This window comes from Rhodoglobus sp. GW821-FHT12B09 (genome assembly GCF_058809925.1).
Genome location: NZ_JBXATB010000001.1, coordinates 319451 through 342172, shown reverse-complemented (window position 1 = coordinate 342172; position 22722 = coordinate 319451). Strand labels below are relative to the sequence as shown.

The 22722-nt window shown below is 70.9% G+C and carries 18 protein-coding genes; 7 read left to right on the top strand and 11 right to left on the bottom strand.

From position 1 onward, the window contains the following. Nucleotides 1–202: 202 nt before the first annotated feature. Both AC1RTC_RS01750 and AC1RTC_RS01745 read right to left on the bottom strand, forming a co-directional pair. Nucleotides 203–496 carry a hypothetical protein gene (locus AC1RTC_RS01750; protein WP_493153732.1) on the bottom strand — a complete coding sequence of 98 codons (294 nt, stop codon included), beginning with the start codon at nucleotides 494–496 and terminating at the stop codon, nucleotides 203–205. Between the two features lie 4 nt (nucleotides 497–500). Continuing rightward, nucleotides 501–1130, bottom strand: coding sequence for an ArsR/SmtB family transcription factor (locus AC1RTC_RS01745; protein WP_493153731.1), 630 nt, complete (start codon nucleotides 1128–1130; stop codon nucleotides 501–503). Between the two features lie 83 nt (nucleotides 1131–1213). Here AC1RTC_RS01745 and AC1RTC_RS01740 point away from each other — a divergent pair, with 83 nt between their 5' ends. Then, nucleotides 1214–3238 (top strand): M3 family metallopeptidase, encoded by a 2025-nt coding sequence (locus AC1RTC_RS01740; RefSeq protein WP_493153730.1) that lies wholly within the window; start codon nucleotides 1214–1216, stop codon nucleotides 3236–3238. A gap of 122 nt (nucleotides 3239–3360) precedes the next feature. Further along, on the top strand, nucleotides 3361–3825 hold the full coding sequence (locus AC1RTC_RS01735) for a MarR family transcriptional regulator (RefSeq protein WP_493153729.1): 465 nt from the start codon (nucleotides 3361–3363) through the stop codon (nucleotides 3823–3825). Nucleotides 3826–3829: 4 nt separating this feature from the next. On the opposite strand, the gene AC1RTC_RS01730 is transcribed toward AC1RTC_RS01735, so the two are convergent. The 9 genes from AC1RTC_RS01730 to AC1RTC_RS01690 form a co-directional block, all read right to left on the bottom strand. Then, nucleotides 3830–4759 (bottom strand): aldo/keto reductase, encoded by a 930-nt coding sequence (locus AC1RTC_RS01730; protein WP_493153728.1) that lies wholly within the window; start codon nucleotides 4757–4759, stop codon nucleotides 3830–3832. Further along, a complete protein-coding gene (locus AC1RTC_RS01725; protein WP_493153727.1) occupies nucleotides 4756–5766 on the bottom strand; it encodes an LLM class flavin-dependent oxidoreductase in 1011 nt (336 codons plus the stop codon). Before AC1RTC_RS01725 ends, AC1RTC_RS01730 begins: the two co-directional genes overlap by 4 nt. Beyond that, entirely contained in the window at nucleotides 5767–6942 is a 1176-nt protein-coding gene (locus tag AC1RTC_RS01720; RefSeq protein WP_493153726.1) for a benzoate/H(+) symporter BenE family transporter, read from the bottom strand. It abuts the gene before it with no gap. Between the two features lie 105 nt (nucleotides 6943–7047). Then, complete coding sequence (locus AC1RTC_RS01715) at nucleotides 7048–9216, bottom strand: glycoside hydrolase family 31 protein (RefSeq protein WP_493153725.1); 2169 nt, start codon at nucleotides 9214–9216, stop codon at nucleotides 7048–7050. After that, nucleotides 9213–10334, bottom strand: coding sequence for a glycoside hydrolase family 15 protein (locus AC1RTC_RS01710; protein ID WP_493153724.1), 1122 nt, complete (start codon nucleotides 10332–10334; stop codon nucleotides 9213–9215). The genes AC1RTC_RS01715 and AC1RTC_RS01710 overlap by 4 nt, the downstream gene beginning before the upstream one ends. Before the next feature lie 73 nt (nucleotides 10335–10407). Beyond that, complete coding sequence (locus AC1RTC_RS01705) at nucleotides 10408–11649, bottom strand: ABC transporter substrate-binding protein (RefSeq protein ID WP_493153723.1); 1242 nt, start codon at nucleotides 11647–11649, stop codon at nucleotides 10408–10410. A gap of 43 nt (nucleotides 11650–11692) precedes the next feature. Further along, nucleotides 11693–12544 (bottom strand): carbohydrate ABC transporter permease, encoded by an 852-nt coding sequence (locus tag AC1RTC_RS01700; protein ID WP_493153722.1) that lies wholly within the window; start codon nucleotides 12542–12544, stop codon nucleotides 11693–11695. Then, nucleotides 12537–13481: a carbohydrate ABC transporter permease gene (locus AC1RTC_RS01695; RefSeq protein WP_493153721.1), complete on the bottom strand. Its 945-nt coding sequence runs from the start codon at nucleotides 13479–13481 to the stop codon at nucleotides 12537–12539. The genes AC1RTC_RS01700 and AC1RTC_RS01695 overlap by 8 nt, the downstream gene beginning before the upstream one ends. Further along, on the bottom strand, nucleotides 13478–14695 hold the full coding sequence (locus tag AC1RTC_RS01690) for an ROK family protein (RefSeq protein ID WP_493153720.1): 1218 nt from the start codon (nucleotides 14693–14695) through the stop codon (nucleotides 13478–13480). The genes AC1RTC_RS01695 and AC1RTC_RS01690 overlap by 4 nt, the downstream gene beginning before the upstream one ends. A gap of 87 nt (nucleotides 14696–14782) precedes the next feature. Here AC1RTC_RS01690 and AC1RTC_RS01685 point away from each other — a divergent pair, with 87 nt between their 5' ends. From AC1RTC_RS01685 to AC1RTC_RS01665, 5 genes are read left to right on the top strand one after another with little or no spacing between them, the layout of a single operon-like run. Next, nucleotides 14783–15502 (top strand): hypothetical protein, encoded by a 720-nt coding sequence (locus tag AC1RTC_RS01685; RefSeq protein WP_493153719.1) that lies wholly within the window; start codon nucleotides 14783–14785, stop codon nucleotides 15500–15502. A gap of 59 nt (nucleotides 15503–15561) precedes the next feature. After that, complete coding sequence (locus tag AC1RTC_RS01680; RefSeq protein WP_493153718.1) at nucleotides 15562–18504, top strand: FtsX-like permease family protein; 2943 nt, start codon at nucleotides 15562–15564, stop codon at nucleotides 18502–18504. Further along, the gene (locus AC1RTC_RS01675; protein ID WP_493153717.1) at nucleotides 18501–21125 is read left to right on the top strand and encodes an FtsX-like permease family protein; all 2625 of its coding nucleotides are present in this window, start codon (nucleotides 18501–18503) and stop codon (nucleotides 21123–21125) included. The genes AC1RTC_RS01680 and AC1RTC_RS01675 overlap by 4 nt, the downstream gene beginning before the upstream one ends. Next, complete coding sequence (locus AC1RTC_RS01670) at nucleotides 21122–22021, top strand: ABC transporter ATP-binding protein (RefSeq protein ID WP_493153716.1); 900 nt, start codon at nucleotides 21122–21124, stop codon at nucleotides 22019–22021. Before AC1RTC_RS01675 ends, AC1RTC_RS01670 begins: the two co-directional genes overlap by 4 nt. Beyond that, nucleotides 22018–22719 (top strand): ABC transporter ATP-binding protein, encoded by a 702-nt coding sequence (locus tag AC1RTC_RS01665; protein WP_493153715.1) that lies wholly within the window; start codon nucleotides 22018–22020, stop codon nucleotides 22717–22719. Before AC1RTC_RS01670 ends, AC1RTC_RS01665 begins: the two co-directional genes overlap by 4 nt. Nucleotides 22720–22722: the final 3 nt, after the last annotated feature.

Sequence of the window (22722 nt, the reverse complement as noted above, 5' to 3'; positions counted from 1 at the left end):
GGCTAGCCCCATCGCGCGGGCCTGAACTCGCCTGCCACGCTCTTGCCAGTGAGCACACAGGTCACCTACAGGCTGCGTGGACAAAACCAGCCCCGGCCTTCGCGAGAAACTTCTGCACAGGAGGAAAGCGCTAGGACGCCGGTGTGCTCAGTCTTGGGTCGCGGAGACCGGGGCTGGGGGTTTGTGGATTCAGTGCACGCTGTCAGTACACGCGCGCGATGAGCGTCGCAGCAGCGTGCTCGCGGCGCTGCGCGGCCACGCTCTCGTTGTGCAAGCGGGTGTGCTCCTCGTAGCCGATGACGGCCCGCTCGGCGTGCCTGCGCGCGGCGAGCAGTATCATCAGGCTCACCCGCATGACGGCCCGGTCAAGCCCGTGTGCGCGGACGCGGCGAGCGTTCACGTTGTACGTTGCAGTCATCGTTCTCACCTCTCTCGTAGGTTCAAAAGTACGGTCGACCACCGACATTTCCGGTGCCCTTTCGAGCAGTTCGATCATGGGTTCAGGCCTCCTTCTCGGGGCTGTGAGGAGTCACTTCGCCGTCGACGACGGGGAAGGCGTTGAAGTGGATCTGGACAGGCCGCGAGCCCGGCGGGTTCTTGCCGCGGTGCCGGAGGATGAACGGCTCGATGAACTCCGTCCAGCCCTCCGAGATCTCCCTGAGGTCGTCGAGCGTGAGCTTCAGATTCACCGTCGAGACATCGCTCGCGCGCAGCCACTCGGTGGGGAGGACGTCGAACCCGCGCTCCTGGAAGTCGTTGAGCAGGTCGTTGCGAGTGCGGGCCCACTGGCGCACGATGGTCTTCGACGCGGCGAGGCTCGCCGGCGTCTGGTCGAGCTGAGTGGCGTCGAGGTTGATCGCCCCGGGCGTCCGCTCCCACCAGCGCTCACGACCGGTGCCCTTGCCTGCGACCTCGCGCACGAAGCCGTGCTTCTCGAGCTGGCGCAGGTGGTAGCTCGTCGCTCCGCTCGACTCCCCCAGGCGCTCCGCGAGCCCGCTCGCGGTGAACTGCCCGTAGGTGCTGAGCGTGTCCAAGATCTGCACCCGCAGTGGATGCGCAAGGGCCTTGAGGCTCTCCATGTCCAACTGCCGATCGGGGATCGACCCCTCAGGACGCTCGTTCTCGCTCATAGTGCAAAGATAACATTGCAAAGGTTTCTTTGCAACAGCATCTTTGCAATGACATCTTTGCATGTGCCGGTTATGGTGGAGGAATGACGAACCCCTTCCTCGAACCGAGCACCCTCCCCTTCGGCATGCCGCCCTTCGTCGAGATCACGGACGAGCACTACAAGCCCGCCTTCGAGATCGGCATGGAGGAGCACCTGAGGGAGATCCGCTCGATCACGATGAAGCGCGACATGCCCACCTTCGAGAACACGATGATCCCGCTCGAGAAGGCCGGGCAGGTGCTCGAGCGCGTCGCCACCGTGTTCTTCAACAAGGTCTCCGCCGACGGCAATGACGCTACCGCGGAGCTCGAGGAGGAGATCGCTCCCCTGCTCGCGGCGCACTCCGACGCCATCCGCCTCGACTCGCAGCTGTACTGGCGCATCAAGACGCTGCACGACCAGCTCGACTCGCTGGAACTCGACGCCGAGAGCCGCTACCTGGTGGAGCGCTACTACATGGAGTTCACGATCGCGGGCGCGGGTCTCGACGATGCGGAGAAGGAGACTCTGCGCGACCTCAACCAGCAGCTCTCCACCCTCACCACCCGTTTTGAGAAGAACCTGCTCGCCGACACCAACGACCTCGCTGTCGTCATCGAGGATGCGGCCGAGCTCGCCGGCCTCGAACCGGGCGAGATCTCCGCCGCGGCCGAGGCGGCAAAGGAGCGCGGTCTCGACGGCAAGTACCTCGTGACGCTCGTCCTGCCCACCGGACACCCGTGGCTGTCCTCCCTCACGAACCGGAACGTGCGGGCCCGGATCATGGCGGCATCGCGGGCCCGCGGCATCCGGGGCAATGACTGGGACAACCAGCAGCTCGTGCTCGACATCGCCCGGGTGCGCGCCGAGCGGGCGAAGCTGCTGGGCTTCGCGAGCCACGCCGAGTGGGTCATCGCCGACGAGACCGCCAAGACCCCGGCGAACGTGGCCGCGATGCTCGACAAGCTCGCGGTGCCGGCGGCGCGCAACGCCAAGGAGGAGCAGGCCGACCTCGAGGCGCAGGCCGGGCACCCCGTGGAGGCGCACGACTGGGCGTTCTACAGCGAGAAGGTGCGCCAGGCCAAGTACGACGTGGACGAGGTCGCCATGCGGCCGTACTTCGAGTCGGAGCGCGTGCTCAAGGACGGCGTGTTCTTCGCCGCCACGAAGCTCTACGGCGTCACGTTCACGGAGCGCCACGACATCCCGGCCTACCACCCCGACGTGCGGGTGTTCGAGGTCTCCAACGAGGACGGCTCGCCCGTCGGGCTGTACACGCTCGACCTGTACACGCGCGACTCGAAGCGGGGCGGCGCGTGGATGAACTCGCTCATCTCGCAGTCGGAGCTGCTCGGGCATCCCGTCGTCGTCACCAACAACCTCAACGTGCCGAAGCCCGCCGCAGGCGAGCCGACGCTGCTCACCTACGACGAGGTGAACACGTTCTTCCACGAGTTCGGGCACGCGCTGCACGGGCTGTTCGCGCGCGTGAAGTACCCGAAGTTCGCGGGCACGAACACCTACCGCGACTTCGTGGAGTTCCCCAGCCAGGTCAACGAGATGTGGATGCTCTGGCCCGAGGTCCTCGCGAACTACGCGGTGCACCACATCACCGGCGAGCCGATGCCGCAGGAGTTCGTGGACAAGATCCAGGCGTCCTCGGCCTTCAACGAGGGCTTTGCCACGAGCGAGTACCTCGCGGCGGCGCTGCTCGACCAGGCGTGGCACACCATCGGGCCGGATGCCGCGATCGACGACGTCCCCGCCTTCGAGGCCGCCGCGCTGGCCAAGGTCGGGCTCGACAACCCCGCCGTGCCGACCCGCTACTCGAGCACGTACTTCCAGCACGTGTTCGCCAACTCGGCCTACGACGCGGGGTACTACTCGTACATCTGGAGCGAGGTGCTCGACGCCGACACTGTCGAGTGGTTCAAGTCGAACGGCGGGCTCACCCGCGAGAACGGCGACCTGTTCCGCTCACGGCTGCTGGGCGTGGGCGGCTCGAAGGACCCGCTCGAGGCGTTCCGCGACTTCCGCGGCCGTGACGCCGACATCCAGCCGCTGCTCGACCGGCGCGGCCTGAACTAGCCGGGTTGAGTAGGCCCCCCGCGGCCATATCGAAACCTCGCCCTCGATCAACGTCGGTGGGGTTTCGATACGGCGCGGGAGCGCCTACTCAGCCCACTCGGCTTCCGGACGTAGCATGGCGCATGGCCCCCAGCCGCGCTGAGCTCATTGCCCGCCTTCAGGCGGACGTCGCCGAGACGGTCTCCGACGGCGTCGCCCTGCAGGAGGCCCTGGCCGACCGCCTCGGCCTCACGATAAGCGACCTGCGCGCCATCACCCTGCTCATGCGCAAGGGCACGGTCTCAACGAGCGAGCTCGCCGACGCCGCCGGCCTCACGAGCGGCGCCGCAACGCGCATGGTCGACCGGCTGGAGAAGGCGAACTGGGTCGAGCGGTTCATGGATGCCCGTGACCGCAGGCGGGTCCTCGTCGTGATGAAGAAGACCCGCCGCGGCGAGATCGGCGAGCTGTACGCCGAGATGTCCCACTCCTGGATGAGCGCGCTCGCGGACAAGTCGGAGGCCGAGCTCGAGACCGTGCTCGAGATCTTCGACCGGATGCGCGGCGTCGCCCGCGAGCAGGCGCAGGCCCTCCGAGACGCTCCCTAAGGGATTAGGGCAGGATGTGCCCGGCCGTCGTGAACAGCCGGTACCACTCCTCGCGGCTGAGCGGCACGTCCGCCCCCGCGGCCGACTCGACCACGCGCTCGGGCTTCGTCGTACCGAGCACGACCTGCATGTTCGCCGGGTGCCGGGTGATCCACGCCACGGCGATCCCGGTGGGAGTCACGCCGTGCGCGGCCGCGATCTCGTCGAGCGCGTCGTTGAGGTCGGGGAAGTTCTCGCGGTCGCCGAGGAATACGCCGTCGAAGAACCCCTTCTGGAAGGGCGACCACGCCTGCAGGGTGATGTCGTTGAGCCGCGCGTAGTCGAGCATGCCGTTGTCCCGGTCGATGGACTGGTCGAGGCCCACCATGTTCGCCGCAACGCCGGAGGCGATGATCGGGGCGTGCGTGATGCTCAGCTGCACCTGGTTGAAGGCCAGCGGCTGCGTCACGTAGCGCTTGAGCAGCTCGACCTGGCCGGGCGTGTGGTTGGAGACGCCGAAGGTGCGCACCTTGCCGGAGGCCTGCAGCTCGTCGAACGCCGCTGCGACCTCCTCCGGCTCGACCAGCGTGTCCGGGCGGTGCAGCAGCAGCGTGTCCAGGTAGTCCGTGTTGAGCGCCTTCAGCGAGCCGTCGACCGTCTCGAGGATGTGCTCCTTGGAGAAGTCGAAGCGGCCGGGGCGGATGCCCACCTTGGACTGGATGATGACGGTCTCGCGATCGGCCGCCGAGAACGTCACGGCATCCCCGAACAGCTGCTCGCACACGTGCGGAGCGCCGCCGTAGATATCGGCGTGGTCGAAGACGTTGATGCCGGCGTCGCGGGCGGTGCCCACCAGGGTGCGGATCTGCTCGGCGTCGAGGTCGGTGATGCGCATGAGCCCGAGGATGACCTTGGAGGCCTCGAGCGTGGTGTGGGGCGGGGTGAAGGTGCTCATCCTCCGATCCTTGCACCTGCGAGCTCGCGCAGCGTCCGGAGCTTCGTCTCCAGGTCGGGCCCCTGGGGCACGACGATGACCTCGTCGGCACGCGTGACGGCCACGAGGTCGTCAAGCCGCTGCCTCACGTGGCCGAGATCGCCGATGGCCTGCTGGCTGTTGCGCTCGGCGGCCCACTCGAGCTCGGCGGCCGACCACTCGTGCGCCTCGGCCTCCGCGAGGGTCGGGATGCGCGACGGACGGGCGCCCTGGCGCATGCGCACGAAGCCGAGGTTGCCGGGCAGCATGAGGCGCTCGGCCTGGGCCGCGTCATCCGCGACCAAAGCCGCCACGGCGACCATCGAGTGCGGCTCGGTCAGGACGACAGAGGGCGTGAAGCTCGCGCGGTAGGTCTCGAACGCGACGCGCGTGTTCGGTCCGCCCGCGAAGTGGTGCGCGAAGGCGAACGGGAGCCCCATGAGCCCCGCGAGGCGCGCGCTGAAGTCGCTCGAGCCGAGCAGCCAGAGCTCCGGCGAGTCGCCGAGCCCGGGTACGGCGATCACGCGCGACCCGATCCCGTTCTCGAGGGGCGGGATCGTGCCGAACCACGCGAGCAGCTCGATCACCTGGTTCGGGAAGTCGTCGACGGTCTCGTTGACGGCACCGCGACGCAGCACCGAGGTCGTGAGCGGGTCGGTGCCCGGCGCGCGGCCGAGCCCCAGGTCGATGCGGTCGCCGTGGAGCGCCGCGAGCGTGCCGAACTGCTCGGCGACGACGAGCGACGAGTGGTTGGGCAGCATCACCCCGCCCGACCCGACGCGGATCGTGCTGGTCGCCGCCGCGATGGCCCCGATCAGCACCGGCGGAGAAGAGCTCGCGATGGCGGGCATCCCGTGGTGCTCGGCCACCCAGAACCGGTGGTAGCCGAGCTTCTCGGCCTCCTGCGCCGTGACGATGGTCTGGCGGAGGGCCTCGCCGTGGGTCATCCCCTCGTAGACAGAGGCAAGGTCGAGAACGGAGAGCTTCACCTAAGGGGCAACGCGGGCCTTCCGCCTGCCATTCCAGCTGAGCCACGCCATGACCGCGCCGCCGATGAGCAGCCCCCAGAACGCGGAGCCGATGTTGAGGATCACGATTCCCGAGGCCACCACGAGGAACGTCACGATGGCCGCGACCCGGTGACGGGCATCCTCGACCGCGTTGACGACGCTCGTGATCAGCGCGCCCAGCACGGCGAGGCCCGCGACGGCGGTGATCAGGATGCTCGGCGCAGCGCTCACGAGGGCGACGGCCACACCGGACGCGAGCCCGAGGGGCACGTACAGCAGCCCGTTGGTGAGGGTCGCGACCCACCGCTTCTTCGGGTCGGGATGCGACTCCTCCCCCGCCATGATCGCCGCCGTGATGGCACCGAGGTTGATGGAGTGCCCGCCGAAGAGCGCAGCGCCCGCGGAGCCCAGTCCCGTGCTGACGAGGGCGTACCGCGGGAGAGGCGGGTAGCCGTTCGTCGAGAGCACGGTGAAGCCGGGCACGTTCTGGCCCGCCATGGTCACGATGAAGAGCGGCAGGCCGAGGCTCAGGATCGTGAGGGGGTCGAACGTCGGCGCGACGAAGGCGAACTGGGGGGCGATGTCGGCGGCGGTGATCCAGCCCGTGCCGGCGTAGACGACGATCGCGACCACGGCGACCACCATCGCGGCGGGCACCGCCCAGCGCGGCGCGAGCCGGTAGAGCACGAGCCACACGATGAAGATGGGCAGCGCGTAGAACACGATCGCGGGGTCGGCGATGGCCTTGAACGGCGCGAGGCAGATCGGGAACAGCACCCCCGCGAGCATGGCGCTCGCCAGCGGCTTCGGGATGCTCGTGATGGCGCGCCCGAGCGCCGGCCACAGGCCGCACAGCACGATGAGCACGCCGCTCACGACGAACGCGCCCACCGCGTCGGAGAACCGGATGCCGTTGCCCGCCGCCGCGAGGAGCACCGCCGCTCCCGGGGTCGACCAGGCGATCGACAGCGGGATCCGCAGCCAGAGCGCGGAGACCGTGCTGACCACGGCGACCGCGAGGCAGAGCGCGAGGAGGCCGGACTCGGCCTGGGCGTCCGTGGCGCCGACAGCCACGAGTCCCGCGATCACGAGGGCGAACGACGACGCGAAACCGGAGATCGCCGCGACGAACCCGGCGAGGATGGGCTGGAGCATCACGCCAGCCTAGGGCGCGCGGCGGGTTGAGTAGGCCGCCCACGGCCGTATCGAAACCGGACAGATCCACAGACCGGTTTCGATACGGGCGCTAGAGCGCCCTACTCAACCCTCCGTCGGCTCGAACACCTCGCGCAGCCGCTCCCACGCCTCGGCGCGCACGTAGACCGGCAGCTCGTCGATCGGCGTCCGCCGCGACACCGGCCCGGCACCGTGGCGCGACCCCGTGAACGCGTCGACCCAGTCGCCCTCGGGCAGGTACACCTGCCACTCCGTGGCCCCCGCCGCGAGCACGGGCGCGACGAGGAGGTCGCGGCCGAGCATCCACTGCAGCGGGTGCTCCCACACGAGCGGGTCGCCGGGGTGGTCGAAGTACAGCGGGCGCATGAGGGGCGAGCTCGTGGCGATCGAGTCCCTGGCCGACGAGACGAGGTACGGCACGAGCCGCTCGCGCAGGTCCGTGAACTTCTTGAATACCGGGATGACCCGGTCGTCGCCGGTGCGCTCCGCGATGTTCCACGGGGTCCGGTCGCGAGAGGGGGTGCGGTGGTGGTTGAACTCCGAGTGGTACTGCATGATCGGCACGAAGGCGGCGGTCGCTGCCGAGCGCAGATACAGCTCCGCGCTGGGGATCTCGCCCGAGAAGCCCGCGAAGTCCCAGCCCCAGTAGAGGATGCCGGATGACGCGGCGGAGAGCCCCGCGAACATCGACCAGCGGAACGCCTCCCAGGTGGAGTTCTCGTCCCCCGCCCAGAACGCGCCGTGCGCCTGGCTGCCGGTGAACCCGGCGCGGCTGAAGGTCACAGGAGCCTTGCCCGCCGAGCGCAGCAGGTCGCCGTACGCCTTCGCGTACGACACCGGGAACGTGCTGTTCGCCTCGTCGCCGTGGCGGCCGTCGAGGTAGCGCAGGTCGCGGCCCCACGCGTGCTCGCCGCCGTCGGTCTTGAAGCCGTCGATGCCGAGCTCCTCGACGAGGTAGCGACGGCGCTCGGTCCACCAGGCCGCGGCGCGCGCATCCGTCAGATCGGGCATCAGGCCGAGCGGGAACCACCAGCCGCGGTTGCGGTAGGGCCGCAGGCGCCCGTCGGGCGCGACCTCCTTGATGAGGACGTCTTCGCGGACCGCCTCGGCGGCGTCGATCGCCACCTGGTCGCGCGGGTGCGGCCGCATCTTGATCAGCGGGATCTGCCACAGGTGCAGCCGGACGCCACGTCGGTGAAGCTCGTCGACCATGCCCTTCGGGTCGGGCCACGGTCCGTCGGACGGGAAGGTGAAGTCGGCGAGCCGGCGCGGCCCCTCGGCGGGAGTGAACTGCGCTCCGCGCCAGGCCGTGAACGTGCTCTCGTCGCTCCACGCCTCGATCACGACCGATCCCACCGGGATGTCGTGCTCGCGGTGCGCGTCGACCTGCCTCATGACCTCGGCCTGCGTGTTCCACTCGTTGCCGCTGGCCCACAGCCGGAACACCCAGTCGGGCAGCTCTTCGGGCCTGCCGACCTCGGCGAGGAACTGGTCGAGCACCTCCGTGGGCGTGCCGCGGTAGACGGCGACGTCGAGGGAGCCGTCCGGCCCGGTCTCCGCCTCGATCTCCAGCTGGTCGCGAAGATCGAACCACACGCGCCGCGACGTGCGGACGTGGAATCCCCACCCCTCCCCGCCCACGACGTGCGCGAACGGCATGGGCAGGTACGTCTTCCGCTCGGCGCCCTGGTTCTTGTACTGCTCGAAGACTATCGAGTCGAGGGATGCCCCGCGGTGGTCGAGCGCGTCGTACCGCTCGCCGAACCCCGTGACGTGCTCGCCGGGAGCGAGGGGCAGGGAGAGCCGCACGCGCGCGACAGTGGTGCCGTCCGTCAGCACCGAGCGGTCGCCGCGGGACTCCCACGCGAAGACGGTGAACTCGAACCACCGGGTCTTCTCGGTGCTGGCTCCAGAGGCGGTGCGGGCGACGAAGCGGTACCGGTACCGCTGCCCCTGCGCGAGCGAGTCGAGAGACACCGACCACCCGCTCGACGCCCGCGCGAGCCGCGCCTGCGCGGACGCGAGGTGACCGCCGTCGACAGTCTGCCCGCGCGACTTCCGCTGAGCCGGGGCGAGTGCCGCTGTGCGCACCTCGCCGCCGTCGACTGAGTACTCGAGCGTGACGCCGTCGAACTCACCCGACGTGCGCACCCCGAGCGTGACCGGCTCCCCCGCGACCGGGTCTACGGGATGCCGCTGCTCGGTGTCCACGGAGTAGGGGTGGCCCGATCCGAACGGGCGGTGGCGGATCACGCGCGCGCCTTGAGCTCGAGGTCCGCGGCCAGCCGCAGGAACATCCCGTGCGACCACAGCAGCGGCGTGGCGACGGTGCCCCAGCGGTCTATCCACTCCTGCTGCATGTGCGGGGCGAGGAGGTGGAGCTCGACCTGCTCGGGCAGGTGCTGGTCGACGGCCGTTGCCGCTGCCCACCGCAGCTGGTCGAGGGCGCGGTCGCGGTCGCCGGCGGCGAGGAGGCACAGGCCGAGGAAGCAGCTGAGGAGCGGCCACTGGCCTCCGCCGAAGAAGGTGTCGGCGGTGAAGCGGTGCACGCCCCCGTCGACGTTGAGCTGGTGGTCGACCGCGGCGATCGTCGCCGCGCCGATCGAGCTGTCGGCGGGGAACACGCCGAGCGGCTGGATGACGGCCAGCAGGCTCGCGTCGACGTCCGCCGACCCGATCCACTTGGTGAGGTGCCCGTCGGCAAGCCCCTCCTGGCGGATCAGCGCGCGGATCTCCGTCACCGCCGCCTTGGCCGCCAGGGCCCGGTCGCCCTGAAGCACGTCGCCCACGGCGGTGAGTCCCGCGGCGATGCAGCCCAGCGTGGAGCCGTGCACGTGCTCGGAGTGCTCCTCCCACCAGTCGAAGCAGGGGCGCCGCCAGGAGCTGACGAGGTAGTCCACGGCGAGTTCGATGGCGGGCACCCAGGTCGAGAGGCCGAGGGAGTGGCGGTTCGCGTGCTCGACCACGGCCCACAGCCAGGTGCCGTAGCCGTCGAGCTGGAAGTCCCACCACTCGTCGGCGCCCTCCTCGCCCGCGAAGGTGAAGCGGGTGGGGAGCATCTCCGCATCGGGGACGGGGCTGCCCGCAGCGGCGGCCGCGACGATCCCCTCGATCCGGCCCCGGCGCGAGACCAGGATGCGGGAGCACCAGTCGTGGAACCGGCTCGCGGACTCGACGCCGCCCCAGGCGGAGACGCCGTCGGCGATGAAGGCCCCGTCGCGGAACCACGAGTAGCCCTGGTACGCGGAGAAGGTCGGGCTCGCGGGGTAGGCGCCCGAGGGGTCCTGCAACGACACGATGGTGTCGAGGCTGCTGTCGGCCAGCGCGGCGAGTTCGGGCAGAGTCCAGCTTCTGCTCTCGACGGCGGTCATGTCTGTGGTGCTCCCTGAAGTCGTGGGCGGGTGGCCCCGGGGCTGTGCCCCGGGGCCACGTGGCGTGCTGGTGTCAGCCGCCGATTACTGCGTTGATGCGCTCTTCTGCCGAGTCGAGTGCCTGCTGGACGGTCTTGCGGCCGGCCTGGGCCTCCACGAGCTCCTCGCCCATGATGTCCTGCATCTCGGTCTGGCCCTCGGCCACGACGGGCGGCAGTGCGATGCCGTCCAGCGAGTCGAAGACGGCCTGGCGGTTGGCGGGCTTGCCCTTGTCCAGGTAGGTGGCGAGCTGCTTCTCGTCGGAGATGGGCGGGAGCTCCCATCCGGCGTCGAGGCGCGTCTGCACCATCGTGTCGGAGGAGGTCAGGTACTCGGCCCACTTCGTTGCCGCGGCGATGTGCTCGGACGTTGCCGAGACACCGACCGCGTTCGAGAACACGGCGCTCGCCTGCTCGGTGTTGCCCGGCTCGACCGCGATGTCCCAGTTGAAGGGGACGTCGGCGACGGCGCCGAACACCCAGATGCCCGTGTGGAGCATGCCGAGCTTGCCGTCCTTGAACAGGTTGGTGTCGAAGTCGGCGGTGCCCTGGCCCTGCTCGATCGTCGGCATGACCGTCCCGCTCTTGTTCACGAGCCACTCGGCGGCCTCGAGGCCCTCGGGGGTGTTGAACGCGACGGCGGTCTTGTCGTCGTTGAGGAACGTGCCGCCGTTCTGGGCGAGCACCTTGTAGTACTCGTAGAAGCTGATCGGCTGGTGGTCGCCCCACTGGCCGGCGGCCTGGTCGGTGAGCTTCTCGGCCGCGGCCTTCTCGTCAGCCCAGGTCCAGTCGTTGGTCGGGTAGTCGAGGCCCGCCGCGTCGAACAGGTCCTTGTTGTAGTACAGGACCACGTCCGAGAACGAGCTCGGCAGCGCGTAGGAGGTGCCGTCGGTCGAGTACGCCTCGAGCAGCGACTGGCGGTAGGCGTCGGGGTTCTCCACGGTCAGCGGAGCGAGGACGCCGTTGGCCTGGTAGGCCGCGTAGTTCGCGTACTCGATGTCGAACACGTCCGACTGCGTACCGGCCGCGAGGTCGGTCTGCAGCGCGGTGCCGTAGTCGCCGTACGGGAGGGTGGTGACGTCGACGGTGATGTCGGGGTTCTCCTTCTCGAAGGCGTCGACGATCTTCTGGAGGTTGTCCTCGTTGCCGTCGTTCGAGATGAAGTTCGTGTACGTGATGGTGACCGGGCCTTCCTCGGCCGCGGGGGTCGAGCATCCGGACAGTGCGAGGGCAGCAATGCCCAGCATGCCCGCTGCCGCGATGAGTGTGCGCTTCATGGTGCTGTTATCTCCTTTGATTCACTCGGGTGGTGCGCGAGGATCACTTGATCCCCGAGCTGGCGACGCCCTGGATGACGTACTTCTGGGCGAAGATGTAGAGCGCGAGCATCGGGAGGATGCTCACGACGGAGCCGGCCATGATGATGTCCCACTCCGTGGTGTACTGCCCCTGCAGGCCCGCGAGGGCGATGGGCAGCGTCTGCAGCTCCGGCTTGCGGAGCACGACGAGCGGCCACAGGAAGCTGTTCCAGCTGCCCATGAACGCGAAGATCGTGAGCGTGGCGAGCGCCGGCCGGATGTTCGGGATGATGATCGAGAAGAAGATCCGGAAGTGCCCGGCGCCGTCGAGCGTCGCCGCCTCGTCCAGCTCGCGCGGCACCTGGTTGACCGCCTGTCGGAGCAGGAAGATGCCGAACGCGCTCGCGAACGTCGGCAGCAGCGCGCCGATGTAGGTGTTGAGCAGGTTGAAGTTCTTGAGCTCGACGAACAGCGGCACGATGAGCACCTGCAGCGGGATCATCATCGTCGCGAGGTACACCGCGAACACGGCCCCCCGCCCCTTGAACGGCAGCCTGCTGAACGCGTAGGCGGCCGTCGAGCTCGTCACGAGCTGTGCCACGGTCGTGACCGCGGCAAGCCCGAAGCTGTTGAGGATGACGCGGCCGAACGGGCGCTCCGAGAAGAGCCGCGCGTACGCCTCGAGGCTCGGGTTCTCGGGGATGAGCCGGGGAACCACCGTGAGGCCGACACCCGGGCTGATCGACGTGATGATCGTCCAGAGGAAGGGGAAGAACATCACCATCGCACCCACGATGATCACCACGTGCAGGGCGATCCAGCCGGCTTTCGCGCGCGGGGGCATCCGGCGCTGCAGGACTGCCGCGTCAGCCATAGGTCACCCACCGGCGCTGGCCGCGGACCTGGATGAGGGTGATCGCGAGGATGACGATGAACAGGATCCACGAGAGGGCGGAGGCCTCGCCCGCGGCGCCGTAGCGGAAGGTCAGGTCGTAGATCTGCTGCACCACGACCTCGCTCGCGCCGTTCGGGCCGCCTCCCGTCATCGCGTACACCTGGTCGAAGACCTGGAACCCGTTGATCAGCGAGATCACGAGGACGAAGAAGGTGCTCGGCGACAGCATCGGGAGGACGACGCTGAACAGGCGCCGCCACCATCCGGCGCCGTCGATCTTCGCCGCCTCGATGAGGTCGGGGTTGATCGCCTGGAGCCCCGCGAGCAGGATGACCATGACGAACCCGAGGTCCTTCCACGCGGACGCGAGGATGATCGAGGGCATGGCCCAGACGGGGTCGGTCCACCACCCGGGGCCGGCGATGCCGAAGAAGCCGAGCACCGCGTTGACGATGCCGTTGCTCGGGTTGAGCAGCCAGCGCCAGACCAGCGCCACGACGATCCAGCTCGTCACGACCGGCAGGAAGTACACCCCGCGCAGGAACGAGCGGCCCTTGAGCGCCGTGTTGAGCGCGAGGGCGAGGGCGAGCCCCCCGATGTAGACGAGCGGGAGGTATCCCACGATGTAGTACACCGTGTGCAGGAACACTTCGCCGGTGTGCGGGTCGCTGAGCAGCTTCGTGTAGTTGTCGAGGCCGATGAACTTCATCGGGGCGAGGAGGTTCCACTTCTGCAGGCTGATCCACGCGGCGGCGACCATGGGACCGAGCACGAACAGCACGAGCGGGATGGCGCTGGGCAGCAGGAAGGCGAGGACGGTCAGGGCATAGCGGCCCTTGGCCTTGCGCACGGGCCGGGTCAGCTTCGGCGGGCCGGAGCGGTCGAGGATGCTCGTCTGAGCGGTCGAGACACTCATGCCGTCTCCTGCGGAGAGGACTGCTCGACGAGCCGCTCGCGCACGAGCCGGCCCTGGTCGCCGGCGAGCCCGTCGGAGTCGAACGGGGTCGCGAGCACGATCGCCGCGGCGCCCTGCGCCCAGCTCTCGTCCTGCCAGGTCTCGACCGCGACGCCGACACCGCGGCGGGACGGGATGAGCGCGCTGCGCAGAGCGGGCTCGAAGCCGTAGGACCAGTGGCGCCAGGCGGCCGTGCCCTCGCCGAGCACGATGACGATCTCGGGGTCGAGCGTGTGGATGATGCCGGCGAGCGCGCGGCCGAGCAGGTGCCCGGCCTCGCTGAACACCGCGGTCGCTGCGGGGTTGTCGGCGTCTGCCTCCGCGCGGAGGGCCGACATGCCGCTGCGCTCCCCGATGATGCCGCGCTCCTGGGCCAGCCGGATGAGCGCGGCCTCGCCGATGAACGACTCGAGGCACCCGTGGTTGCCGCACGAGCAGAGCGGGCCGTTCTCGTCGACGGGGATGTGGCCGATCTCGCCCGCTCCCCCGGCATTGCCGCGGAGGACGACGCCGTCCAGAACGATCCCTGCTCCGACACCGGTGCCGATGGTCACGACCAGGAAGTTCTCGTGCTGGCGGCCCACGCCGTACAGGCGCTCCGCAACGGCGAGCGCGTTGACGTTGTTCTCGACCAGTACCGGGAGGGAGAACTCGCGGCGCAGGGTCGAGCCGATCGGCACCTGCGACCAGCCCAGCTGGGAGGAGTCGACAAGGCCGTTGCCCTGTCGGTCGACGCTGCCGGGAACGCCCACGCCGATGCCGAGCAGAGGCTCGTGGGAGCCGCCCGCGATGAAGCGCCGCAGCAGCGCGGTGAGGTCGGCGAGGAAGGTGTTCGCGGAGGCGTCGAACGGCTCGCTGGCGGAGCGGCGGACTGCGCCGTCGATCCCCACCTCGACGAATGCGACGTGGTCGGCCACCACCTTGACGCCGATGGCACGGCCCGCGGAGGACACGAGCCCGAGCATCCGTGCCGGCCTGCCGCCCTGCGAGGGCGAGTGCTCGAGCTCGACGAGAAGGCCGTCGGCGATGAGGTCTTTGGTGAGGGCGGTCATGAGGGCCGGCGACACGTTGAGGGCACGGGCGAGGTCTGCGCGGGAGGCGGGGCCGTGCGCGCCGAGGTGCGCCAGGATCGCCGACCGGTTCACATCGGTGCGGGCCGCGGGACGAGACGCCATTGACTGTGCCTAACTGATCGGCTTTGTTCAGAACTAAATAAACCATAGAATGAAGTCGCCGATGACGTCAAGCCCGGGAGGAAAACCGTGGATCGCTTTACCGCCTATCTGCAGGAACTCGTCGAGAGCTGCACTCAGAGCCCCGTGATCACGGGCCTCGTGCTCATGGGGTCGACGGCCGACCGGTCGCGCGTCGACGAGTGGTCGGACCACGACTTCGCTGTCATCGCGCCACCCGAGCGGGTCGAGGCACTGCGAGGCGACCTCTCCTGGCTCCCGCGGCACGACCGGCTGGTCGCCTCGGTGCGCGAGCACCACGACGGCTTCAAGGCCGTCTACGACGACGGCTCCGTCATCGAGTTCGCGGTGACCGACCTCGCCGGCCTCGCCACGTTCTACGCGAACGACTGGGAGGTGGCCTACGGCGGCCCGACGGTTCTCGGCGTGATGGAGTCCGTCGCGGCCAAGCCCGTGCCCGACTCGGGATCCGCCGAGGTGTTCCTCACCGCCCTGCTCGTCGGGGTGGGTCGCGCCCGGCGCGGCGAGGTGCTCTCGGGCGGGGCATCCGTGCGGGGGCTCGCCCTCGAGCACCTGCTGGTCCTCCTGCGCTCGTCGGTGCCCGACAACCTCGACCCGCGCCGCCGCTTCGAGTTCGCGCATCCGAGGCTCGGCGCGGAGCTCATCGCGGCACAGGAGCTCCCGGTGGAGGCGTGCGCGCGGGCGATGCTCGAGATCGCCGAGCGGGAGCTCCCGCTGCCGGCAGCCGCGGTGGCCGCCCTGCGCTCCCGGCTGGAGTGGGCGGCCTGACCGGCGGCGCGACCGGATAGTCTCGAACGATCCGATCGCCGAGGAACCGGAGGGCGTGCGTGCTCCTGCTGAAGAGGATGCGCCAGCGCGCGGTCGTCTTCGCGGCGCTCCTCGTGGTGGTTGCGCTGGTGAGCGGCGCCTCGATCGGGATCCTCGGCTACCTGCGCGCAGCGGAGATCGACGGCGTGCGCTCCCAGCTCGCCCAGCGCTCCGGCGCCGATGTCGCGCTCGAGCTCTCCCTGACCACCGAGGACGATATCGCGGCGCAGGACTCCCGCGTCCGCGCCCTCCTCGGGCAGGTGCTCAGCAACGGCGACCGGATGATCCCGCTCGACGTCACGCGCAGCACCGTGTCCACGAATCCGGTGCAGCTCTCGACCGGGGTCAAGGCGTTCGCGGCCGCGATACCCGACCTCGAGGCGAACGCGGAGCTGGTCGCGGGCGCCTGGCCGCACTCCCCCGGTGAGGCGTCGGTACAGGCTGACGCCGCCGAGGCACTCGGCCTCGAGCCGGGCACGACCCTCCAGGTGGGCGACGCGACGGTTACAGTCACCGGCACCTGGCGCGTCTCCGACCCGCTGGACCCGCGCTGGGTCAGCGAGACACTCATGCTCAACGGCGTCAACGGCGTCATCTACGGCCCGATCACGCTGAGCGAGGACGAGCTGCCCACCGTGGGTGCCGAGACCCGGACGCGCTGGGCGATCGCCCCGGTGATCGCGGGCCTCGAGGCGGGCGACCTCGACATCGTCATCGCCCGCTGGCGGACCATCGTCGACTCGATGCGCGCCGACGGCGGTTTCGACGTGAACGGGGCCCAGCTCAACGGGCGCTTCGCCAGCTCGGCTACGACCACTCAGACCACCGTCGACGCGCTGAGCGCCGTGGCACCCGTGACCCTCCTGGTCATCGCCGCGATCGCCGCGCTCACCCTGGTCGAGCTCGGCCGCCTCCTCGCCGCCCTCCGCGCAAGCGAGACGCTGCTCCTGTGGTCCCGGGGCGATACGGTGCGCGCACTGACCGGCGCCGCGGCCGCCGAGTCGGCGGCGGTGGCAGTCGTGGGCGCGGCCGCCGGCACCGGCGTGGGGCTGGCAGTACTGGGCGAGGATCCGGCCCTCCTCGGCAGCGCGGTGTGGGCGGTTCCCGCCGCCGCAGCCGCTGCCGCCGTGATCGCCTTCGCCGCGACGACGCTCCTCGCGGCTCGCTCGGTGGCGCGGCGCGAGGTCTCGGAGGACGCCGGCCGGGCATCCCGGGTCACCGGCGCAGCCGCCCCCGTGCTCCTCACCCTCGCCGCCGCCGTCTCGACGTGGCAGCTCCTGCTCTACGGCTCGCCGCTCACCCCCACGCGCGAGGGCGGGACGCAGGTCGACCCGATAGCCGTGCTGGCCCCGGCGCTCTCTCTGCTCGCCCTCGTGACCCTCGCGCTCGCCGCGCTCCCTCTCGTGGCGCGCCCGCTCGACGCGAGGGCGCGCAGGTCCACCGGCCTCGGGCTGGTGCCCCGAGCTCTTGCCCGGCGCACGGCGCTCCTCGCGGCGCCGTTCGTGCTCTGCGCACTGGCCGTCGGGCAGCTCACGGTCGCCGCGGGCTACGCGCAGACCTGGGACTCGGCGTACACGACCACGAGCGCGCTGCGCGCCGGCTCGGAGGTCACCGCGACCGGCACCCGCACGCCGATCGACGAGCCCGTGGTGTCGGCGATCGCCGGGGCGGAGGCGGTCACCGAGGTGGCGCCCGTCTACTCGGAGCAGGTGACCGTCGGCGAGAGCCCCGCGAGCATGGTCGCGGCCACGACGGCCGCCCTCCTCGAGCTCGCCAGCTCCGCGGGCGGGGTGTTCGACGCGCCGACGGCGGCCGCGCTCGTCTCTACCCCGCTCTCACTTCCGGTGCTGCCTGCCGGGTCGCGCGAGGTGGAGGCGCAGCTCGAGGCGAACTCCGCAGCACCCGTCGACCTCACGATCGTGATCGCGGACGAGCTAGGGGTGCAGCACGAGCTCCCGCTGACGGACGGCTACCGCGCGGACCTGCCGGCCGGGCGCGGCGGGTGGAAGGTCCTCGCGTTCGTGGTCGGGCTCAGCGACGGCGGCGCCACCTCGGTGAGCGTGACCGGGCTGGCGGCGGACGGCGCCGACGTGCCGCTCGGCGACAGCTGGTCGGCCTCCGGCTTCTCGCCCCTGCCCACGCAGGTCGCCCCGGCCCCCACCGGGGCCGGCTTCCGGTCGGTCGACGGTCTCACGTCGGTGCGGCTCGGCCCGTCGCTCGAGGGCCTGCGCCCGCCGGTGGTCATCTCGAGCGCGCTCGCCGACCTCGCCCGCATCCGCGTGGGCGACGTCGTGCCGATCGCCCTGGACGCGCGGCTGCCGCCGTTCCCCTGCCTCGTGACCGGCATCATCCCCGCGGTTCCAGGAGCGCCGTCGGAGTCCGCCGTGCTCGTGGACGGCGCCGTCGTCGCCGCGGCGCGGGCCAGCCTGTACACCGTGACCCCGACCGCCCAGGCCGCGTGGATCGGGAGCAGCGACCCGGCGGCGAGCTTCGAGTCGGTCCGCGCGGCCGTCCCGGCGGGCGTGGTCGTCCGGTCGCTCGCGGCGGACGAGGACCGCGCGATCCTGGCCTCGGCGGCGAGCGCACTGTGGATCGGGGCCGGGGGCGCGGGCATCCTCGCCGTCGTCGCCCTGGTCGCCGTCGCCGGCGCCCAACTGCGGTCCCGCCGCTCGGAGACGGCGGTGCTGCGCGCCCTCGGGGTCGCCGATCGGACTGTCGCACGGGCCCGCCGTCTGGAGTTCGGGATCGTCCTCGCGCTCGGCGCCCTCGTGGGGCTGGTGTCCGGCGGCGTCGTGACGGCCCTGACGATCCCCGCCCTCGCCCGCGCCGCCGTTCCCGGGTCGTACACGTCCCTCGCCACGGCGGTCGGCCTCCAGCCGGCGGGACTGGTCATAGGGCTGGCCGCGCTGCTCGCCGCGTTCGCCGTGATCCTGGCCGTCTACGGGCGGAGGGCGGTCCGGTGAGCACCCCGTTCCTGCTCCTCCGGCACCTCCGCTCCCGCGCGTCGACGTCGGTCGCGCTCGCGGTGCTCGTGGGCGTCGCCGTCGCCGTGGCCGCACTGCTCCCCCGGGGCCTCGTCGTGCTGTCGGACGCCGAGCTGCAGCACGAGCTCGCCTCGCTCGCACCGGGCGTGACCGACCTGTACGGCACGGGCGAGTTCGGCGCACTCAACACGGCGGGCACGCCGACGTCGGCGGAGCAGGTGTTCGGCAGTACGGACAGCGTGCTCGCCGGGGTGCCGGGCAGCCTGCCGTCACCCCTGCGGGACTCCCTCGGCTCCGTCTCGTGGATGGCTCTCCTTCCACCCGACCAGGTCAACATCCCCCAGCCGCGCGTGCGGGTGCAGCCCGTGATCGGCCTCGCCGTCGATCTCCGCTGGCAGGACCGCGTCACCATCACCGCCGGCGCCGTGCCCGGCCCCTGGAACGGCGACCAGAGCCAGCCCCTCGAGATCGCCATCTCCCAGGACTACGCCGAGCAGGCCGGCTTCGAGATCGGCGATGTCCTGAACTACAGCGAGGCGCCGCTCATCGTGACCGGCATCTACACGGTGGACGACCCGGACGACCCGTACTGGGTGCACGCGCACGAACTGCTGAGCGCGACAGTCACGCGTGCGCCGAGTTCGCCGACGACGGTCCGCGCCGCAGCCTACGTCGACCCGCTCTCCACCGCCTTCCTGCCCACGCCCCTGCAGCGCTCGGAGCTGCGCGCGTGGTACCCGCTGATCGCCGACACCATGACCTACTCGGAGGTGCCCGAGCTCACCGACCAGCTCCGCCGCATGGGCACGCTCGGGCTGTACCTGCCGACCGGCGAGGCCCTGATCTTCGAGACGGGGCTGCCTGCCGCGCTCGACCGGGTCACCGCCACGGTCGCGACGGTCACGGCCGTCTCCGCCCTCGTGGGCTCTGCTCCACTCGGCGCCCTCATCGCCGTGTTGGCCCTCGGCACCCGCGCCGTCCTGGACCGGCGCCGCCCGACTCTGGTGCTCGCCGCATCGCGGGGCGCGAGTCCGGTGCAGCTGCGCATGACGATGCTCGTCGAGGGGGCCCTTGTGGGGCTCCCGGTGACCGCCATCGCCCTGGCGGCGGTTGCACTCGTCGTGCCCGTCCCGGTCGGCCCGGAGACCTGGGTCCTGCCGTTGCTGATCGGACTCTCCGTGCCCGTCCTCTTCGCGGCGAGCAGCCCGCGGGCGACCACGCGGCGCTCCGATCTCGGCGGGCGCGGAAGCCGCGCCCGCTGGCTCGTCGAGCTCGGGGCCACCGGCATCGCGGCCCTGGCGCTGTTCCTGCTGCTGCGCCGCGGCCTCGTCGTCACGGGCGGCGGAACTGTCGACCCGCTGCTCGCGGCGACGCCCCTGCTGCTCGCGGTCGTCGTGTGCATCGTCGTACTGCGCCTCTACCCGCTCCCCCTGCTGGCGCTCCAGCGCGGCGCTCGGTCCCGGCGGGGCGCGGTGGGCCTCGTCGGGGCGGCGGGCGCTGTCCGCGCGGGGAGCACTGCCTTCGGCTCCGTACTGGCCATGGTCGTGGGAGTCTTCGCCGCGGTGTTCTCCCTCGTGCTGGTGTCCTCCATCACCGCCGGGCTCGGGACTGCCGCGAGGAGCGAGACCGGTGCCGACATCAGAGTGGATGCGGCCTCGCTGAACGACCTCGACGACATCGCAGCGGTCGACGGAGTGCGCGCGGTGGCGGGCCTCGACACCGTCCCCGGCGTCGAGATCCTGTTCGGGCGCGACACACCCCACGTCACCGTGGTCTTCGCGGACCTCGAGGCGCTGCACGCCGTCCGCCCCGACATCCCCGTGGCGCCGGCGGGGAGCATCCTCGTCTCGGCGGACATCGCCGAGCGCACGCAGGACGAGACGGAGCTCAACGGGCATCCCGTCACAACGGCGGGAGTGCTGCCGGCGCTCGCACTGCCCCAGGTGTCGCGGGACTGGGTGCTCGTCGACATCGCCGACGAGGCGGCGATCCTCGGCGAGGAGCCGAGCTACGAGATCGCCCTGGTGTCGACGGCCCCGGGTGCGGACATCGCGGCCACCGCTTCCCGCCTGCGTGAGCTCGTGACCGAGGACCAGCGCCCGGCCGATCGCGACCGGGTGCGGGTGACCGATACGACGACACTGGTCGCGGATGCCGCGGCCCGCCCGAGCATCGCGGGCCTCACGGTCGCGCTGCTCGCCGCCGCCGTGCTCTCGCTGCTCCTCTGCGTGCTCGCGGTCGCGCTCGGAGCCCTGGGCGCCGCGACCGCTCGCGCCCGGGACCTCGGTGTGCTGCGCCTGCTCGGCATGGCGCCCTCGCAGCTGCGGGGCGTGCTCGCCTGGGAGCTCGCGCCCATGACGATCACGGCGATCGTGGCGGGGACCGGGCTCGGGATCGGGCTCGCCGCCGCAGTGGGCGCCCTCGTCGACCTGCGCGCCGTCGTCGGCGGCACCGCGGTCGTCGGGGCGAGCATCCCGTGGCTTGTTGTTCTGGCGGTTGTGGCGGGATTCGCCGCCGTCGTGACCGCGACGGGCGCCGTCACCTCGGCGGCGGCACGTCGACTGGACGCCTCGGCGGCCGTCAAGATGGGAGCGGAATGAACACGATCACGGATGCCCCGCACATCGAGTGCGTAGACCTCGTGCGCATCTTCTCAGCGGAGGGCGTGGAGGTGCAGGCATTGCAGGGCCTCACGCTGCGCGTCGAGCGCGGCGAGCTCACCGCCATCGTCGGCGCGTCCGGTTCGGGCAAGTCGACGCTCCTGTCGATCCTCTCGGGCCTCGACATCCCGACCGCGGGCAGGGCGCGCGTGGCCGGGCACGACCTGCTCACCATGCGGTCGGCGGAGCGCACGGCCTACCGCCGCCGGACGGTGGGCTTCGTGTGGCAGCAGACCTCCCGCAACCTCGTGCCCTACTTCACCGTCGCCGAGAACGTCTCGATGGCCCTGACCGTCGCGCGGTATCCGGCGAAGGAGAGGCGGGCGCGCGTCGAGGCGGTTCTCGAGCCACTCGGCATCGCGGAGCTCGCACACCGCCTGCCGGGCGAGCTCTCGGGCGGGCAGCAGCAGCGTGCCGCGATCGCCGTCGCCCTCGCCAACGAGCCCGAGGTGCTGTTCGCCGACGAGCCGACCGGCGAGCTCGACGCGCTCAACTCCGAGCTCGTGCTCGAGGCGATGCGCGACGTGAACGAGCGGCTGGGCGTGACGGTTCTCATCGTCACGCACGACGCCGGAGTCTCGTCGCACGTTCGGCGCACGGTGCAGATCCGAGACGGGCGCACCTCCACCGAGGTGCACCGCTCCACGCGCACGAACGAGTTCGGCCGCAGCATCCAGCACGCCGAGGAGTTCGCCGTGCTCGACCGGGTCGGCCGGCTGCAGCTCCCGCAGGAGTACCTCTCCGCGCTGGGGCTGAAAGACCGCGTGCGGCTCGACCTCGAATCCGACCGCGTCGAAGTTCGCCCGTCGCGCGCCGAGGGCGAGGAAGACCGGTGAGCGGCGCTGTTGTCACCGCCGAGGGGCTCGACCGCGTCTACGGCGCGGGCGACACGGCCACCCACGCCCTCCGCGGCGCGAGCCTCGAACTGCACCCCGGGGAGCTCGTCGTGCTGCGCGGCCCCTCCGGCTCGGGCAAGACGACGCTGCTCAACCTCCTCGGCGGACTCGACAGGCCCGACGGCGGCCGCCTGAGCATCGAGGGCACGGATGTCACGAACGCCAGCCCCGCGGACTGGGTGCAACTGCGCCGCTCCACGATCGGCTACGTGTTCCAGGCGTTCGCGCTCATCCCCCACCTCTCGGCGGCGGAGAACGTCGAGCTCCCGCTGCGCATTCTCGACACCCCGGTGAAGGAGCGGGATGCCCGCGTCGCCGAGCTGCTCGATCTGGTCGAGCTCGGCCCGCACGCGAACCAGCGGCCGTCAGAACTCTCGGGCGGCCAGCAGCAGCGCGTCGGCATCGCCCGGGCCCTCGCGAACAGCCCGCGACTGCTCATCGCCGACGAGCCGACCGGCCAGCTCGACAGCATCACGGCGGCGACCATGATGGGGCTGATCTCCGACCTCGTGCACCGCCAGGGCGTCGCCGCGATCGTCTCGACGCACGATCCGAAGATGGCGGCCGCCGCCGACCGCGTGATCGACATCCACGACGGCGTCATCGGCGAGCGCCCGCACGGGCGGCACTCGGCCTAGGAG